A 16,177-nucleotide genomic window follows, 5' to 3' on the forward strand; every position below is an offset into this window, starting at 1 on the left:
GTGATGTTGAATGTGTCGGCCTCATCGCGAGCGAGCTCGCTCCCACAGGGGATTTTGGAAACCTTCAAGAGGACATGGACATGCAAACCAAACTGCTGATCAACGGCCATCTGGTGAACGGCGAAGGCCCTGGCCAGGCGGTGTTCAACCCGGCGCTGGGCCGGGTGCTGGTGGAAATCAATGAAGCCAGCGAAGCCCAGGTCGATGCCGCCGTGCGTGCCGCCGACAGCGCCTTCGAAGCCTGGTCGCAAGTGCCGCCAAAGGACCGCTCCTTGTTGCTGCTCAAGCTGGCCGATGCCATCGAAGCCCACGGCGAGGAACTGGCGAAGCTGGAGTCGGATAACTGCGGCAAACCCTTCAGCGCCGCCCTGAACGACGAGATCCCGGCGATTGCCGACGTGTTCCGTTTCTTTGCCGGCGCCAGTCGCTGCATGAGCGGTTCGGCGGGCGGCGAATACCTGCCCGGGCACACCTCGATGATCCGTCGCGACCCGGTGGGGGTCATCGCCTCCATCGCGCCGTGGAACTACCCGCTGATGATGGTCGCCTGGAAAATCGCCCCGGCCCTGGCCGCCGGCAATACCGTGGTGCTCAAGCCGTCGGAACAGACCCCATTGACGGCGTTGCGCCTGGCGGAACTGGCGTCGGAGATTTTCCCGGCCGGCGTGCTTAACGTGATCTTCGGCCGCGGGCAAACCGTCGGCAACCCGCTGGTCACTCACCCGAAAGTGCGCATGGTGTCGCTCACCGGCTCCATCGCCACCGGCTCGAACATCATTTCCAGCACCTCCGACAGCGTCAAGCGCATGCACATGGAACTGGGCGGTAAAGCCCCGGTGATCATCTTCGACGACGCCGACATTGACGCGGCCGTGGAAGGCATCCGCACCTTCGGTTTCTACAACGCCGGCCAGGACTGCACCGCCGCCTGCCGCATCTATGCCCAGCAAGGTATCTACGACCGGTTCGTCGAGAAACTCGGCGCCGCGGTGAAGAGCATCAAATACGGCCTGCAAACCGCACCAGACACCGAGATGGGCCCACTGATCACCGCCCAGCACCGCGACCGCGTGGCCGCTTTTGTCGAACGGGCCATCGCCCAACCGCATATCCGCCTGATCACCGGTGGCAAGGCCGTGGACGGCAACGGGTTCTTCTTCGAACCGACGGTGCTGGCCGACGCCCAGCAGGATGACGAAATTGTCCGCCGGGAAGTCTTCGGGCCGGTGGTGTCCGTCACGCCGTTCCTCGACGAAGCGCAAGTGCTGGCCTGGGCCAACGATTCGGACTACGGCCTGGCCTCATCGGTATGGACCGCCGACATCGGCCGTGCCCATCGCCTGTCGGCACGCCTGCAATACGGCTGCACCTGGGTGAACACCCACTTCATGCTCGTCAGCGAAATGCCCCATGGCGGTCAGAAACGTTCCGGCTATGGCAAGGACATGTCCATGTATGGGCTGGAGGACTACACGGTGGTGCGGCATGTGATGTTCAAGCATTGAGCCAATGCTAATTGCGATTACACCACGACCAAGGGGACGATATTGGTCGTGGTGAAGCGCACCTCACGATGGCACCACCAACTGCACCGAAGGAAAATAACTTCGGTAACGCTTCGCATCACGTGTAAGCAAAGGAAGACGCTTGACAGCTGCATGGGCACCGATGAAAAAGTCGGCGAGCACATTATTTTTGCCACCGCCCATCTTTCGATAACGCACAAAAGCCTTCCCTGACAAAAACAACGCTGGGCGAGGTACCTCCTGCATTAGCAGCCCCATCTCTTCGACAACCTCATCCAACGCTTCGAAGGTAGAAAATGTCTGGGACAGTTCAGCATAAATAACTGGATTGATTACCAAATTGTGAATTTTGGATTGGGCACGCATCTGCTCGATGGACCAATCAGCCCAAACCGGATCATCTTCCAGCACATCGATCAAGACGTTGGTATCGACCAATATCATCAGTCTTCACCACGCAACAGGGCCATTAGATCGTCTGTGCGCCATTTGATATCCGCCCTGCCACGGACAGCTTCAAAGCGATCACCGATAGCTGCCTCGGTTGTTCCGGGCTTACCTGCATGCAGCACTACCTCGCCCTGTGCATTGATGCTGAACTCTACCGCACAGCCAGGAATCAAGTGCAGCGCGTCGCGAATGGGTTTGGGAATGGTGACTTGTCCTTTGCTGGTCATAGTCGTCGGCACTGTATTCTCCTCAAAGTATTACTTCGCATAGAAAAGTAATACTTCACGCTCAGACCTGCAACCGCCGCTGACGGTAGGCCGATGTGCTTGGCCTCGTTTGAAAATTCCCACTCGTTGGTAGGAAAATTGCGAGGCCGTTTAAAGGCTGCAGGGTCTCTGGTCAAAACCGCGAAACACTGCGCATCGCATCCACCAGGTAGCGCATGGCGATGCGGTCGTTTTCCGACAACTCCCGATAGCGCTCGACCAGTCTCAATTCTTCCAGGCTGAGCCGGCGTGTCCTGCGCCGGTGGGTCAGGCATGGAAAGATCCCCAGCATTTCGGTGATGCCCTGTATTTTTGTCATGAGTTGTCCTTCTTAACGTCGAGGTTGACCTGATAGCGCCGTCTGAAACCCGGGTTGGATCGTCTGTCACGCTAAAGAATAGGGAGGATTCAAAGCGTGAAAAGGGAGTTTTAGAGTAATTAGTCAAAAAATCAGGGAATCGGCATAAAAAAAGAAATAACTGTAAGAAAATTTAACCAGGCCACGCTTTCCTGTCTCTCCAAGCCTGTATTTCCCCTATGATTTTGCGCCTCGGTGAACCGATCCAGCTCTCAGGCATCTGTTCTAACGTTCGTCGCGTTTGGCCAAAGGCATGTCCGAACTCCTTTATCAGTCGCTGTGGCCAGGATCGGCTCGGGGCTGTTTCGAGAAAGGTTGTATTTATGCACCGCAGGAATCTGCTCAAGGCCTCCATGGCCTTCGCCGCCTACACCGGGCTATCGGCCTCCGGGCTCATGGCCGCACGCGCCTGGGCCGCCGAACAGACTGCCGACGGCGAAGCCCGTCCCTTCGATTTCAACGGTTTGAAGGAACAGGCCAAGCGGCTGGCCGAGAGCCGCTACGTCGACACCAAGCAAGTCCTGCCACCGACCCTGGCCCAGATGTCGCCACTGCAGTTCAACGCCATCCAGTACGACGCCAACCATTCGTTATGGAATGATCTGGACGGGCGGCAACTGGATGCACAGTTCTTCCACGTGGGCATGGGCTTCAAGCAGCCGGTGCGCATGTACAGTGTCGACCCGAAGACACGTATGGCCCGTGAGGTGCACTTCCGTCCGGAGCTGTTCAACTATGAGAAAACCACGGTCAACACCTCGCAACTGACAGGTGACCTGGGCTTCGCCGGCTTTCGCGTCTTCAAGGCGCCGGAGCTGGATCGGCACGACATCGTTTCGTTCCTGGGGGCCAGCTATTTCCGCGCGGTGGATGCCAGTGGCCAGTACGGGCTGTCCGCCCGCGGCCTGGCCATCGACACCTACGCCAAGAAGCGCGAGGAATTCCCGGACTTCACCAAGTTCTGGTTCGAAACCCCGGACAAGAACAGCACCCGCTTCGTGGTCTACGCCCTGCTCGACTCCCCCAGTGCCACCGGTGCCTATCGATTCGACATCGATTGCCAGCCGACCCGGGTGGTGATGGAGATCGACGCCCACGTCAACGCCCGTACCGCCATCGAGCAACTGGGTATCGCCCCCATGACCAGCATGTTCAGCTGCGGCACCGTCGAGCGGCGCATGTGCGACACCATTCACCCGCAAATCCACGACTCCGACCGTCTGGCCATGTGGCGCGGCAACGGCGAGTGGGTCTGCCGTCCGTTGAACAACCCCGCCACCCTGCAATTCAATGCGTTCGCCGACAAGGACCCAAAAGGCTTCGGCCTGGTGCAGACCGATCACGACTTTGCCAGCTACCAGGACACCGTGGACTGGTACAGCAAGCGTCCGAGCCTGTGGGTCGAACCGACGACGGCCTGGGGCGAAGGCTCGGTAGACCTGCTGGAGATTCCGACTACCGGCGAAACCCTGGACAACATCGTCGCGTTCTGGACGCCGAAAAAACCGGTAGCCGCCGGTGACTCGCTGAACTATGGCTACAAGCTCTACTGGAGCGCCCTGCCGCCGGTCAGCACCGACCTGGCCCATGTCGACGCCACCCGTTCAGGCATGGGCGGCTTCATCGAAGGTTGGGCACCGGGCGAGCATTACCCGACCGTCTGGGCACGCCGTTTCGCCGTGGACTTCAGCGGCGGTGGCCTCGACCAACTGCCGCCGGGCACCGGCATCGAACCGGTGGTGACCTGCTCCCACGGCGAAGTGAAGGACTTCAACGTGTTGGTGCTGGATGCGATCAAGGGCTATCGCATCACCTTCGATTGGTACCCGACCGACGACCGCGTGGACCCGGTACAGATGCGCCTGTTCATTCGCACCAAGGACCGGACCTTGAGCGAGACCTGGTTGTACCAGTACTTCCCGCCGGCGCCGGATAAGCGCAAGTACCCCTGATAGGAATCGGTTGTCTGGGCTGGCCCTATCGCGAGCAAGCTCGCTCCCACAGTGGATTGGTGTTGTTCACATAACCTGTAATCCACACCCAACCCTGTGGGAGCGAGCTTGCTCGCGATGAGGCCGGTACCGCCATCAAATAATCCAGCTAGACAAACAAAAGCCCCGGCCAATCGACCGGGGCTTTCTGTTTTATCAGGCCCTCAGTCCCGCAAATCCGACTCATGAATCGGCTGGTCCCGATGGGTGGCCCGCTGGTATTGCGCCGGCCACGTGGCCTTGCGGCCGCCCAGGTCATCATCGGCATGGAGGGCCCAGTAAGGATCGCGCAACAATTCCCGGGCCAGGAAAATGATGTCGGCCTGGCAAGTGCGCAGGATGTGCTCGGCCTGGGCCGGTTCGGTGATCATACCGACGGTGCCGGTGGCGATTTCCGACTCCTTGCGCACCCGCTCGGCAAAGCGTGTCTGGTAACCCGGGCCGGTGGGAATTTCCGCATTGGCGGCCGTGCCGCCCGATGACACATCGATCAGGTCCACCCCCAGCGCCCTGAAGCGCCGCGCCAGCTCCACGGTCTCATCCGGGTTCCAACCGTCCTCGACCCAATCGGTGGCGGAGACGCGGACGAAGACCGGCAGCTCTTCAGGCCATACCGCCCGGATCGCTTCGGTGACTTGCAGCACCAGCCGGATACGGTTTTCGAACGAGCCGCCGTATTGATCGCGCCGCTGATTGCTCAACGGCGACAGGAATTGATGCAGCAGATAACCATGGGCCGCGTGGACCTCGACCACCTTGAAGCCGGCCGTGAGGGCGCGCTTGGCCGCCTCCACGAAGGCCTGGATCAGATCGGCGATCTGCCCTTCGTCCAACTGCACCGGCTGGGTGTGTTGCGGATCGAAGGCAATCGGCGACGGGCCGACCGGCACCCAGCCGCCGTCCGCCGGTTTGACGCTGCCGTGCTTGCCCAGCCAGGGTCGCCAGGTGCTGGCCTTGCGTCCGGCATGGGCCAGTTGGATGCCCGGCACGGCGCCTTGGGCGGTGATGAACCGGGTGATGCGTTGCAGGGGTTCGATCTGTTCATCGTTCCACAGCCCCAGGTCCTGGGCGGTGATGCGACCGTCGGCGGTCACGGCGGTGGCTTCGGTGAACACCAGGCCGGCACCGCCCACGGCGCGGCTGCCCAAGTGCACCAGGTGCCAATCGTTGGCCAGGCCATCGGTGCTCGAATACTGGCACATCGGCGATACCGCGATGCGATTGGGCAGGGTCAATTGGCGAAGGGTATAGGGTTCCAGCAGCAGACTCATGGGGCACCTCTCGAATCAGTGGGCAGGCTCCAGGGTTCTGTTTGAACAGTCGACGAGTGACAAAAGGTACAACACCCGCCCCCGCGGGCAAAAAATTCGACAAGACGTCACAAGGGCTATCAAGCAGTGCTTAGAGCCTAGTCGACAACCCGCGAGGACGGAGGGTTCAGAACTTAAAAACCGACGGTGTGACGCAACGCCGTTCGCTCAAGGCTGCTTGCATCTCGTGGCGAGGGAGCTTGCTCCCGCTGGGCTGCGAAGCGGCCCCCCTGAATTTCAGCCATCACATTGCAAGGGGACGCTGTCGCGTCCAGCGGGAGCAAGCTCCCTCGCCACAAAGGCCGATCGGCGTATCGCCTACCGCGGCTCGATATGGGCAATCATCAACTGCACCGTTTCCTGGCCGCGGAACTCGTTGAGGTCGAGCTTGTAGGCCAGCTCCACCCAGCGCACGGTAGGGTTGGGCCAGATCTCGCGGTCGATGCCGAAGGCAATGCCGTCGAGCTTCACCGAGCCGCACTCGCTCTTGAGGATGACCTTCAGGTGCCGTTCGCCCACCACGCGTTGCTCGACCAACTGGAACACGCCATGGAACATCGGCTCCGGGAAATGCTGGCCCCAGGGACCGGCATGGCGCAGCGCCCGGGCCAGTTCCAGATGGAACTCCTCCACCGCCAGGGCGCCATCCGACAACAGCCGGCCGGTCAGGTCTTCTTCGCGCAATTGCCGGCGCACTTCCGCGTCGAACGCTTCGGCGAACAATGGAAAATTCGCTTCCGGCAGCGTCAGCCCCGCCGCCATGGCGTGACCGCCATACTTGCTGATCAGGGTCGGATGCTGCGCCGCCACCACGCTCAGCGCATCGCGAATGTGAAAGCCCGGCACCGAGCGACCTGAGCCCTTGAGCAAGCCGTCCCCGGCGTCGGCAAAGGCGATGGTCGGCCGGAAATAACGTTCTTTCATCCGCGAAGCGAGGATGCCGATCACCCCTTGGTGCCACTGCGGATCGAACAGGCACAAGCCGAATGGCATCGACTCCACCGGCAGGTCCTTGAGCTGGGCCAGGGCTTCACGCTGCATGCCTTGCTCGATGGATTTGCGGTCCTGGTTCATGCCGTCCAGTTGCGCCGCCATTTCCCGCGCCAGGGCCGGGTCGTCGGTGAGCAGGCATTCGATGCCCAGGCTCATGTCGTCCAGGCGCCCGGCCGCATTCAGACGCGGCCCGAGGATAAATCCGAGGTCAGTGGAAGTAATCCGCGCTGCGTCGCGCTTGGCCACTTCCAGGATCGCCTTGATGCCGGGCCGGGCGCGTCCGGCGCGAATCCGTTCCAGGCCCTGGTGCACGAGGATCCGGTTATTCGCGTCCAGCGGTACCACGTCGGCCACGCTGCCCAGGGCCACCAGGTCGAGCAATTCGCCAATGTTCGGCTGAGGGGTGCTGGTGTACCAGCCCAGGCTGCGCAGACGCGCCCGCAGCGCCATCAGCACATAAAAAATCACCCCGACACCGGCCAGGGCCTTGCTCGGGAACTCGCAGCCCGGCTGGTTCGGATTGACGATGGCATCGGCCGCCGGCAATTCGAGGCCCGGCAAGTGGTGATCGGTGACCAGCACCCGAAGCCCCGCCGCTTTCGCCGCCGCCACGCCTTCCACACTGGAAATGCCGTTATCCACGGTGATCAGCAATTGCGGTTCGCGGGCCAGGGCGACCTCGACGATTTCCGGGGTCAGCCCATAGCCATATTCGAAGCGATTGGGCACCAGGTAATCGACATGGGCCGCACCCAGCAGGCGCAAGCCCAACATGCCCACGGTACTGGCCGTCGCGCCATCGGCATCGAAATCCCCGACGATCAGGATCCGCTGGCGTTGCTCCAGCGCCGTCACCAGCAGGTCCACCGCGGCGTCGATCCCCTTGAGCTGCTGGAATGGAATCAAGCGCGCCAGGCTCTTGTCCAGTTCGGCCTCGGACTGCACGCCGCGTGCTGCGTACAGGCGGGTCAACAGGGGCGGCAGGTCACCGAGGAACGGTAGGGTGTCGGGCAGTTGGCGGGGTTCTATGCGCATGGGGGGACAAAGTTTTCTCTGGAAATCATGAAGATTGTGGCAAGGAGAGCCTGGGTGGGAGCTTGCTCACGAATACGGCGGCGCATTCAACATCAATGCAAACTGATCTGCCGTCATCGCGAGCAAGCTCGCTCCCACAATGAGCTCGCTCAATGCCGGGTCAATGGCTCAACCACGTTCGCCCAGCAACCATTGCAGCTGGACTTCATGCTGGCCACGGTCGTCGGTCACGAAAATCGTGCCTTCGCTGATCATCACATCCCACTTGATCACCCGGGGCATGTCCTTGGCCAGGGTTTCGAGCACTTCCTGGGGCACGGCGGCAATGTTGACGTTCTTCAGGTTCTTCACCGCCGGGATCACCTTGCCTTCCCACACCCGCAGGCTGCCGTAGGCCAGCAGGCTGGTGCGCTCGGTCCGGCGCGAGCACCAGGTCAGGCGATCGGCATCCGGCTGACCGACTTCGATCCAGTGCAGCACCCGGTCATCCAGGCTTTTTTCCCACAGCGCAGGCTCATCGACGTCTGACAGACCACGACCAAATGCCAGCAGCTCGTTGTACCAGAACGCGTAGGCCAGCAGGCGCACGGTCATGCGCTCTTCGGTTTCCGAAGGGTGGCGGGCGATGGTCTGCTTCACATTCTCGTACACATTGCGGTCGAGGTCGGTGAGGTTCAGTTCAAACTTGTAGGTCGTGGACGGCTGGGCCATGAACGGGCTTCTTGATACGAGGAAAGGCGGCAAGTCTAACCGATGACGCGGGCAATCCACGAATTGCCGACCATCAACCTGCGGCGACCGGCCCTGGCCTATGATAAAACGCTCTATCCGTTCTGCTTTGTCCTACAGGATCCGTCATGTCGCTTACTGCCAAACCCCTTGCCGGCGTCAAAGTCATCGAACTCGGCACTTTGATCGCCGGGCCCTTCGCCTCGCGAATCTGCGGCGAATTCGGTGCCGACGTCATCAAGGTCGAATCCCCCGATGGCGGTGATCCGCTGCGCAAATGGCGCAAGCTGTACGAAGGCACATCCTTGTGGTGGTTCGTCCAGGCACGCAACAAGAAGTCCCTGACCTTGAACCTCAAGCACCCCGAAGGCCTGGCGATCCTGAAGAAACTGATCGGAGAAGCCGACATCCTGATCGAGAATTTTCGCCCCGGCGTGTTGGAAAAGCTCGGCCTGGGCTGGGATGTGCTGCATGCACTAAACCCGAAGCTGGTGATGGTACGGCTTTCGGGCTTCGGCCAGACCGGGCCGATGAAAGACCAGCCGGGGTTTGGCGCGGTGGGCGAATCCATGGGCGGCCTGCGCTACATCACCGGCTTCGAAGATCGCCCGCCGGTGCGTACCGGGATCTCCATCGGCGACTCCATCGCCGCCCTGTGGGGCGTGATTGGCGCATTGATGGCCCTGCGTCACCGCGAGATCAACGGCGGAACCGGGCAAGTGGTGGACGTGGCTTTGTACGAGGCGATTTTCGCCATGATGGAAAGCATGGTGCCGGAGTTCGACGTGTTCGGCTTCATCCGCGAGCGAACCGGCAACATCATGCCCGGCATCACCCCCTCGTCCATCCACACCAGCGCCGACGGCAAGCACGTGCAGATTGGCGCCAACGGCGATGCGATCTTCAAGCGCTTCATGCAGATCATCGGCCGTGACGACCTGGCCAACGACCCGCAACTGGCCAGCAATGATGGCCGTGACAGCCGGCGCGATGAACTCTACGGCGTCATCGATCGCTGGGTCAACGGGCTGCCGCTCGACAGCGTTATCGACCAACTGAACCAGGCCGGGGTACCGGCCAGCCGGATCTTCAGCGCCGAAGACATGTTCAGCGACCCGCAATTCCTGGCCCGTGAAATGTTCCTGCAAGCCAAGCTGCCAGACGGCAAGGCGTTCAAGATGCCAGGGATCGTACCGAAACTCTCCGACACCCCGGGCACCTCCGAGTGGGTCGGGCCGGCATTGGGTGAACACAATGCCCAGGTGCTCGGCGAACTGGGCTACGACGCGCAGCAGATCGCCAAGCTGCGGAGTGATGGCGCCATTTGACGCACCGCAGGAGGGCAACCACTCAATCAAACTGTGGGAGCGAGCTTGCTCGCGATGGCGTCCGTTCAGTCGACTTTATGTTGGCTGGCACACCGCAATCGCGAGCAAGCTCGCTCCCACAATTGGATGGGAGTACGACTGGGAGAGCCAGATCGGCTATAAGGCCGCCTCGCGAGCAAGCTTTGCTCCCACAACGGCGCCAATGCCTGACAAACCACGCTAAAAACACAAAAGCCAGGCAAAAAGAAACCCCGAGAAGTGGGGAGACGACTCGGGGTTAAACGTAACCAATCATGGTTAGTACAACAAGCGACAAGCACCGGAGCACAATGCTTGCTCTTGCTGGTAAAAGGTCTGACTCATCAGGACGTAGGAAGGTTCCCACAAAAACCCGGTCAATTCGCTGGGACCATGACCTTGTCGCGCGCCAGATTGCGCAATGCCGCAATCACACAGGGCTCCAGGCGACCCTCGGCAATCAGCACATCGCGATGCAGGCCATCGACCACGTCGGTCAACTGACGCTTGTCGGTCAATTGGGCCTGATTGAACACTCGCTCGACCATGATGCTCCCGCTGGCATTCCTCAGCGTGACCCGGCATTCGCCCTTGGCACCGGAGGGAGTCAGCGAGACCTGATACGGGCTCAAGGCTTCATTCAGCAATAGGCTGATACTTTCCATTCGCTCACCCTTCAATAGTCCGAAACAACTGCATGTACACAGTCAATGACCGTGGGCCGCAGCAGAAAGTTCGTCAGCGCACCGAACCGATACGCCTCAACCTGTTCAACCGAGCATGCGCGTCCAATATGACAGTCAAACAACAGCCTTCTCCGGGAGCCGTCAGGGGCTGACGGCCGGCACAGCCAAGCCCCTGTCGCAACGGCGCCACCGGCGCCCGACATCGGTCCAGCCCCCCAGAATCCCGCGCAAGTGCCCATCGGCCCCATAGAACGGCACCGACCAATGATAGATTTCCCGCAATACGCCGCTGAACATCAATTGCCGGTCGACGAACCGAGACTGGCCGGTGCGCAATTGCTCCATCACTTCCCCATGCAGCAGCTCGGCGGTGGCCGGCGGGAATGATGCCGAGTCGGTGAGCCGCGTGCCCCGCAGTTTTTCGAAGCGGGTCGCGAACTGCTCTTCATAGCTTTTGTTGCACATGATCAGGCGCCCTTCCAGATCACGGATGAAAATCGGGTCGGGAATGGCATCCATCAAGGCCCGCTGGAGCATCAACTGATCCTTGAGGACCGCTTCGGCCTTGAGGCGCTGGTCGATCTGTATCTGCAGGCGACGGTTCCACAGCAGGGACAAGAGTCCAAAGACCACGACCACGGTCACACACCAGTAACCCCAACTGGATATCCGCGCCCAGATCGTAGGCGCCTGGGCTGGGGTCGTGCCGGCCATCCATTTCGAACGCAGCGCACGCATGTCCTCGGCAGGGAAAGCTTCCAGGGCCTTATTCAAGATACTCAATAGCACCGTCAAGTCCTTGCGCACCGCCAGGTAGTCCGGTTCCCACCTGCCCTCCAGGCCGCTGCCGACCTGCAACTGCCCGGCCGGATAGAGATGCATCCCGGTTTCATTTTCGATGGTGGCATAGGCTTCCCGGCTCTCTACCAGCGCACGTGCCTCGGCATAGGTCTTGGTCGTGTGCAATTTGATCGCCGGGTAATCGCGCCGGATTTCCGCTTCCAATGCATGCCGTGCCGGCAATGCCAGGACCTTCCCTTCGAGTTGCTCCAACGAATGGAGAGACGATTCCCCGTCACGGCCGACGAATACCCAGCCGAAACCGCCGAATGCGTGGCTGAAACTGAGGAAATCCCGGCGCTCTTCATTCATCGCCAGAAGGGTGGTCATGTCGGCTTCGCCGTTTCCCAGCATCGTCAGCAACTCACCGGGAGAGAACGACTCCCGATGGACAAACTCAAGGCCGGTCATGTGCGTAATGCGCTGGAGAATATCGTGGTTCAACCCATTCCACTGTCCCTGCTCATTCTTGAACAAGTACAACGGAAACTGCATCGTGGCCACGATGACCCGGGGGTTCTCCTTGACCCACTTCAACTCTTGCGCGTCCAGCACCAGCCGTTCGCCAGAGTTGAGCGGTGGCGCTTCGAAAGCCGCCAACGCCGCCGAGTTGCCTCCCTGCGTCCAGTACATCAGGGCCAGGACCATTACCCAGCCCAGGGCTGGCTTGCCTTTGATAAAAAACGACATCTGCATTTCCTTCGAGATGACTCGCCCATCCCTCCAAGGGCGAAAACCCGGCCAGTTTGGCATGCAGAAACAAGAAAGCCCGTCAGGAGACGGGCTTCAAAATGTGACAGATTCAAGCGGTCAGAGTGGCTTGCCGCGATTGCCATGCAGGCTGACAAAGGCCTGCACGGCTTTCAAGTCGTTGGGCAACACGGTGCATCGCTCATCTCGCTCAAACAAATCAGAAAGATGCGCAGGCAGTTCGAGCGCTTTTCCTACGCCAGCTTTCTCCACCGCTTCCGGGAACTTGACCGGGTGAGCCGTGCCCAGGATCACCATCGGGGTGTCCAGGCTGCGACGGCACTCACGAGCGGCCCTGACACCGATGGCCGTGTGCGGATCGAGCAACTCACCGCTCTGCTCGAACACCTCGGCGATGGTTTCGCAGGTCTGCTCATCGTCCACGGCCAGGGAGTCGAACAACTTGCGGGCTTCGGTCCAGCGCTCAGGCTCGACGCTGAAACCGCCGCCCTGCCGGAAGCTGTCCATCAGGCCGGCGATCGCCGCGCCGTTGCGACCGTGCAGGTCGAACAGCAGGCGTTCGAAGTTCGACGACACCATGATGTCCATCGAAGGCGACAGCGTGGCGTGCAGGGTTTCCTTGACGTACTGGTTGCCGCTCATGAAGCGGTGCAGGATGTCGTTGCGGTTGGTGGCGACGATCAACTGGTTGATCGGCAGCCCCATGTTGCGCGCCAGGTACCCGGCGAAGATATCGCCAAAGTTGCCGGTCGGCACCGAGAACGATACGGAACGGGCCGGACCGCCCAGCTGCAGGGCCGCATGGAAGTAATAGACGATCTGGGCCATGATCCGCGCCCAGTTGATCGAGTTCACCGCCACCAGCCGCGTTCCCTTGAGGAAGCTCTGGTCGGCGAAGCTGGCCTTGACCATTTCCTGGCAGTCATCGAAGTTGCCTTCGATGGCGATGTTGTGGATGTTATCGCCAAAAATGGTCGTCATCTGCCGACGCTGTACTTCCGAGACCCGGTTGTGCGGGTGCAGGATGAAAATGTCGACATTCTCGCAATGCTTGCAGCCTTCGATGGCCGCCGAACCGGTGTCGCCAGAGGTGGCACCGACGATCACCACGCGCTCGCCACGCTTTTGCAGCACGTAGTCCAGCAGGCGACCGAGCAGTTGCAGGGCGAAGTCCTTGAACGCCAGGGTCGGGCCGTGGAACAGCTCCATGACCCATTCGTTACCGTTGAGCTGACGCAGCGGTGCGATGGCGTTGTGGGAAAAGACGCCATAGGTCTCTTCCAGGATTTTCTTGAAATCGGCGTCCGGGATGCTGCCGGTGACAAACGGGCGCATGACCCGGAACGCCAGCTCGTGATACGGCAGGCCGGCCCAGGAAGCGATTTCTTCCTGGGTGAAACGCGGCAGGTTTTCCGGCACATAGAGACCGCCGTCCGTGGCCAGGCCAGCCAGGAGGACATCTTCGAAATTCAGGGCCGGTGCCTGGCCGCGGGTGCTGATATAGCGCATAGGGGCAAACCTTCGGTTTGAGCTGCGAGCTGTGAGCTACAAGCTGCAAGTAAAAGCGGATCTGCTTTTACTTGGAGCTTGCAGCTTGCAGCTTGTAGCTGCTTAGTTCAAATGTTCAACGCGGATACGGACCACCGGCCCAACGACACCCTGGAGCGCTTCCAGCGCCGCGATCGCGTCGTTGATGTTCTGCTCGACCACACGGTGGGTCAGCAGGATCATCGGCACCAGGCCGTCGTGTTCCTCGACTTCCTTCTGCATGATCGACTCGATGTTGATGCCGCGTTCCGAGAGGATACTCGCCACTTGGGCCAGCACGCCCGGATGGTCCTTGGCCTGGATGCGCAGGTAGTAGGAGCTTTCGCACGCCTCGATCGGAAGAATCGGGTGAGCCGACAACGAGTCTGGCTGGAAGGCCAGGTGCGGCACGCGATTTTCCGGGTCGGAGGTCATGGCGCGAACCACGTCCACCAGGTCGGCAATGACCGAAGAAGCCGTCGGTTCCATGCCCGCGCCAGCGCCGTAGAACAACGTCGAGCCAGAGGCATCGCCGTTGACCATCACCGCGTTCATCACGCCGTTGACGTTGGCGATCAGGCGGTCGGCCGGGATCAGCGTCGGGTGCACGCGCAGCTCGATGCCGCTGGCGGTGCTGCGCGCCACGCCCAGGTGTTTGATGCGATAGCCCAGGGCTTCGGCGTAGTTCACGTCCGCGGTGGTCAGCTTGGTGATGCCCTCGGTGTAGGCCTTGTCGAACTGCAACGGAATACCGAACGCAATGGACGCCAGGATCGTCAGCTTGTGCGCGGCGTCGATGCCTTCCACGTCGAACGTCGGATCAGCCTCTGCGTAGCCCAGGGCCTGGGCTTCGGCGAGCACGTCTTCGAAGGTGCGACCCTTCTCGCGCATCTCGGTGAGGATGAAGTTGCCGGTGCCGTTGATGATCCCCGCGACCCAGTTGATACGGTTGGCCGACAGGCCTTCGCGGATCGCCTTGATCACCGGGATGCCACCGGCCACGGCGGCTTCGAACGCCACGATCACACCCTTCTCGCGGGCCTTGGCGAAAATCTCATTACCGTGAACAGCGATAAGCGCCTTGTTCGCGGTGACCACATGCTTGCCATTCTCGATGGCCTTGAGTACCAACTCGCGGGCAACGGTGTAGCCGCCCACCAGCTCTATGACGATGTCGATCTCAGGGTTCGTGGCCACTTCGAACACATCGTTGGTAATCGCAATACCGGTCGTCTGGAACTGAGGCTTTGGCGTGCGCATGGCAATTTGTGCCACTTCGATCCCACGCCCGGCACGACGAGAAATTTCCTCGGCGTTGCGCTGAAGTACGTTGAAGGTGCCGCCACCGACGGTACCTAACCCACAGATGCCTACTTTGACCGGATTCACTCTTGACTCCCCATGAAACGGCCGACGCAAGGTCGGCCGTGAAATACAGCCGCGCAGCAACGCGACTCTGTGTTTAACGGCCCGACGAACGTTTTCGCCGAGCCGTGATCTTCAAAAGCGGATCGCCCATGATCATTTCGCGCCGAGGGCCAGTTTGGCCACTTGTGGCGCTGGCTGGTAGCCCGGAATTACCTGACCATCGGCCAAAACAATCGCCGGCGTACCGTTCACGCCTATTGACTGTCCGAGGGCAAACTGCTTGGAAACCGGATTCTCGCACTGGGCGGCCTTGATTTCCTTGCCGTCGACCATCTTGTCCATGGCCGCTTTCTTGTCCTTGGAGCACCAGACCGCCTGCAACTGCTCATCACCCGGCGAGCCCAGGCCCTGGCGCGGGAATGCCACATAACGCACTTCGATGCCGCGCTTGTTCAGTTCCGGCACTTCTGCGTGCAGCTTGTGGCAATACGGGCAGGTGGTGTCGGTAAACACGGTGATGTGGGACTTGGTTTCGCCGATGGCCGGATAAACCACGGTTTCAGCGACCGGAATGCCGTTGATCAACTTGGAAATGCCTTGGCGCTCGGTCAGCTCGGTGAGGTTGACCGGCTTGCCGTCCTTGAGCTCGAACAGGTTGCCCTGGACGATGTATTGGCCGTCGGCGCTGGCATAAAGCACGCGGCTGCCCTTGAGCTTGACCTCATACAGGCCGGCCATGGGACTGGCCGAAATGGTGTCGATCGGCACGTCGAGCTGAAGGTTTTCCAGGCTTTTGCGGATAGCCTTGTCGGCCGCGTCGTCGGCGATGGCAAAGGTACTGGCCAACGCAATGGCGGCGGCGGTGAACATCTGGATCAAACGCATGGGGACTCCTGAGGCGAACAAATGAGACGGGAAACGCCGACCCGCAGATTCGGGTTCCAACCGCCCACTGTGCAAACCGACAAAGCCTACCACAGAAGGCTGGCGTGACCGAATGCCGGTGACGCACGACAACACACAACGAACAGTTATCAAAAT

General features: G+C 60.7%; 14 protein-coding genes. 3 read left to right on the forward strand and 11 right to left on the reverse strand.

From position 1 onward, the window contains the following. The first annotated feature begins 80 nt into the window (after window positions 1–80). Window positions 81–1,505, forward strand: coding sequence for a gamma-aminobutyraldehyde dehydrogenase (locus ACIPQ1_RS10010; protein WP_434705097.1), 1,425 nt, complete (start codon window positions 81–83; stop codon window positions 1,503–1,505). A 63-nt stretch (window positions 1,506–1,568) separates the two neighbouring features. Here ACIPQ1_RS10010 and ACIPQ1_RS10015 read toward each other — a convergent pair whose 3' ends face one another. The 3 genes from ACIPQ1_RS10015 to ACIPQ1_RS10025 all read right to left on the reverse strand — a co-directional run bounded on the left by ACIPQ1_RS10015 (window position 1,569) and on the right by ACIPQ1_RS10025 (window position 2,561). Next, on the reverse strand, window positions 1,569–1,970 hold the full coding sequence (locus tag ACIPQ1_RS10015; protein ID WP_446534029.1) for a type II toxin-antitoxin system VapC family toxin: 402 nt from the start codon (window positions 1,968–1,970) through the stop codon (window positions 1,569–1,571). Continuing rightward, the gene (locus tag ACIPQ1_RS10020) at window positions 1,970–2,215 is read right to left on the reverse strand and encodes an AbrB/MazE/SpoVT family DNA-binding domain-containing protein (RefSeq protein ID WP_411386576.1); all 246 of its coding nucleotides are present in this window, start codon (window positions 2,213–2,215) and stop codon (window positions 1,970–1,972) included. The genes ACIPQ1_RS10015 and ACIPQ1_RS10020 overlap by 1 nt, the downstream gene beginning before the upstream one ends. Window positions 2,216–2,375: 160 nt before the next feature. Then, complete coding sequence (locus tag ACIPQ1_RS10025; protein WP_411386575.1) at window positions 2,376–2,561, reverse strand: hypothetical protein; 186 nt, start codon at window positions 2,559–2,561, stop codon at window positions 2,376–2,378. A gap of 362 nt (window positions 2,562–2,923) precedes the next feature. Here ACIPQ1_RS10025 and ACIPQ1_RS10030 point away from each other — a divergent pair, with 362 nt between their 5' ends. After that, on the forward strand, window positions 2,924–4,552 hold the full coding sequence (locus ACIPQ1_RS10030) for a glucan biosynthesis protein D (protein ID WP_411386574.1): 1,629 nt from the start codon (window positions 2,924–2,926) through the stop codon (window positions 4,550–4,552). Between the two features lie 203 nt (window positions 4,553–4,755). Here ACIPQ1_RS10030 and ACIPQ1_RS10035 read toward each other — a convergent pair whose 3' ends face one another. The 3 genes from ACIPQ1_RS10035 to ACIPQ1_RS10045 all read right to left on the reverse strand — a co-directional run bounded on the left by ACIPQ1_RS10035 (window position 4,756) and on the right by ACIPQ1_RS10045 (window position 8,640). Further along, window positions 4,756–5,862 (reverse strand): NADH:flavin oxidoreductase/NADH oxidase, encoded by a 1,107-nt coding sequence (locus ACIPQ1_RS10035; protein WP_434705093.1) that lies wholly within the window; start codon window positions 5,860–5,862, stop codon window positions 4,756–4,758. A gap of 357 nt (window positions 5,863–6,219) precedes the next feature. Beyond that, complete coding sequence (gene recJ / locus ACIPQ1_RS10040) at window positions 6,220–7,929, reverse strand: single-stranded-DNA-specific exonuclease RecJ (protein WP_446534030.1); 1,710 nt, start codon at window positions 7,927–7,929, stop codon at window positions 6,220–6,222. A 168-nt stretch (window positions 7,930–8,097) separates the two neighbouring features. Further along, entirely contained in the window at window positions 8,098–8,640 is a 543-nt protein-coding gene (locus ACIPQ1_RS10045) for a YaeQ family protein (RefSeq protein ID WP_122568769.1), read from the reverse strand. A gap of 146 nt (window positions 8,641–8,786) precedes the next feature. On the opposite strand from ACIPQ1_RS10045, the gene ACIPQ1_RS10050 reads away from it, so the two are divergent. Continuing rightward, window positions 8,787–9,986 (forward strand): CaiB/BaiF CoA transferase family protein, encoded by a 1,200-nt coding sequence (locus ACIPQ1_RS10050; protein WP_411386571.1) that lies wholly within the window; start codon window positions 8,787–8,789, stop codon window positions 9,984–9,986. 395 nt (window positions 9,987–10,381) lie between these two features. Here ACIPQ1_RS10050 and ACIPQ1_RS10055 read toward each other — a convergent pair whose 3' ends face one another. The 5 genes from ACIPQ1_RS10055 to ACIPQ1_RS10075 all read right to left on the reverse strand — a co-directional run bounded on the left by ACIPQ1_RS10055 (window position 10,382) and on the right by ACIPQ1_RS10075 (window position 16,021). Further along, on the reverse strand, window positions 10,382–10,669 hold the full coding sequence (locus ACIPQ1_RS10055) for a DUF3509 domain-containing protein (protein ID WP_446534031.1): 288 nt from the start codon (window positions 10,667–10,669) through the stop codon (window positions 10,382–10,384). 162 nt (window positions 10,670–10,831) lie between these two features. Next, window positions 10,832–12,220 (reverse strand): transporter substrate-binding domain-containing protein, encoded by a 1,389-nt coding sequence (locus ACIPQ1_RS10060; protein ID WP_250963638.1) that lies wholly within the window; start codon window positions 12,218–12,220, stop codon window positions 10,832–10,834. A gap of 120 nt (window positions 12,221–12,340) precedes the next feature. After that, a complete protein-coding gene (thrC, locus tag ACIPQ1_RS10065; RefSeq protein WP_250963639.1) occupies window positions 12,341–13,750 on the reverse strand; it encodes a threonine synthase in 1,410 nt (469 codons plus the stop codon). A gap of 102 nt (window positions 13,751–13,852) precedes the next feature. After that, window positions 13,853–15,157, reverse strand: coding sequence for a homoserine dehydrogenase (locus ACIPQ1_RS10070; protein ID WP_207966395.1), 1,305 nt, complete (start codon window positions 15,155–15,157; stop codon window positions 13,853–13,855). Window positions 15,158–15,289: 132 nt separating this feature from the next. Continuing rightward, on the reverse strand, window positions 15,290–16,021 hold the full coding sequence (locus ACIPQ1_RS10075; protein ID WP_186705439.1) for a DsbC family protein: 732 nt from the start codon (window positions 16,019–16,021) through the stop codon (window positions 15,290–15,292). Window positions 16,022–16,177: the final 156 nt, after the last annotated feature.

The organism is Pseudomonas sp. LARHCG127, assembly GCF_052871455.1.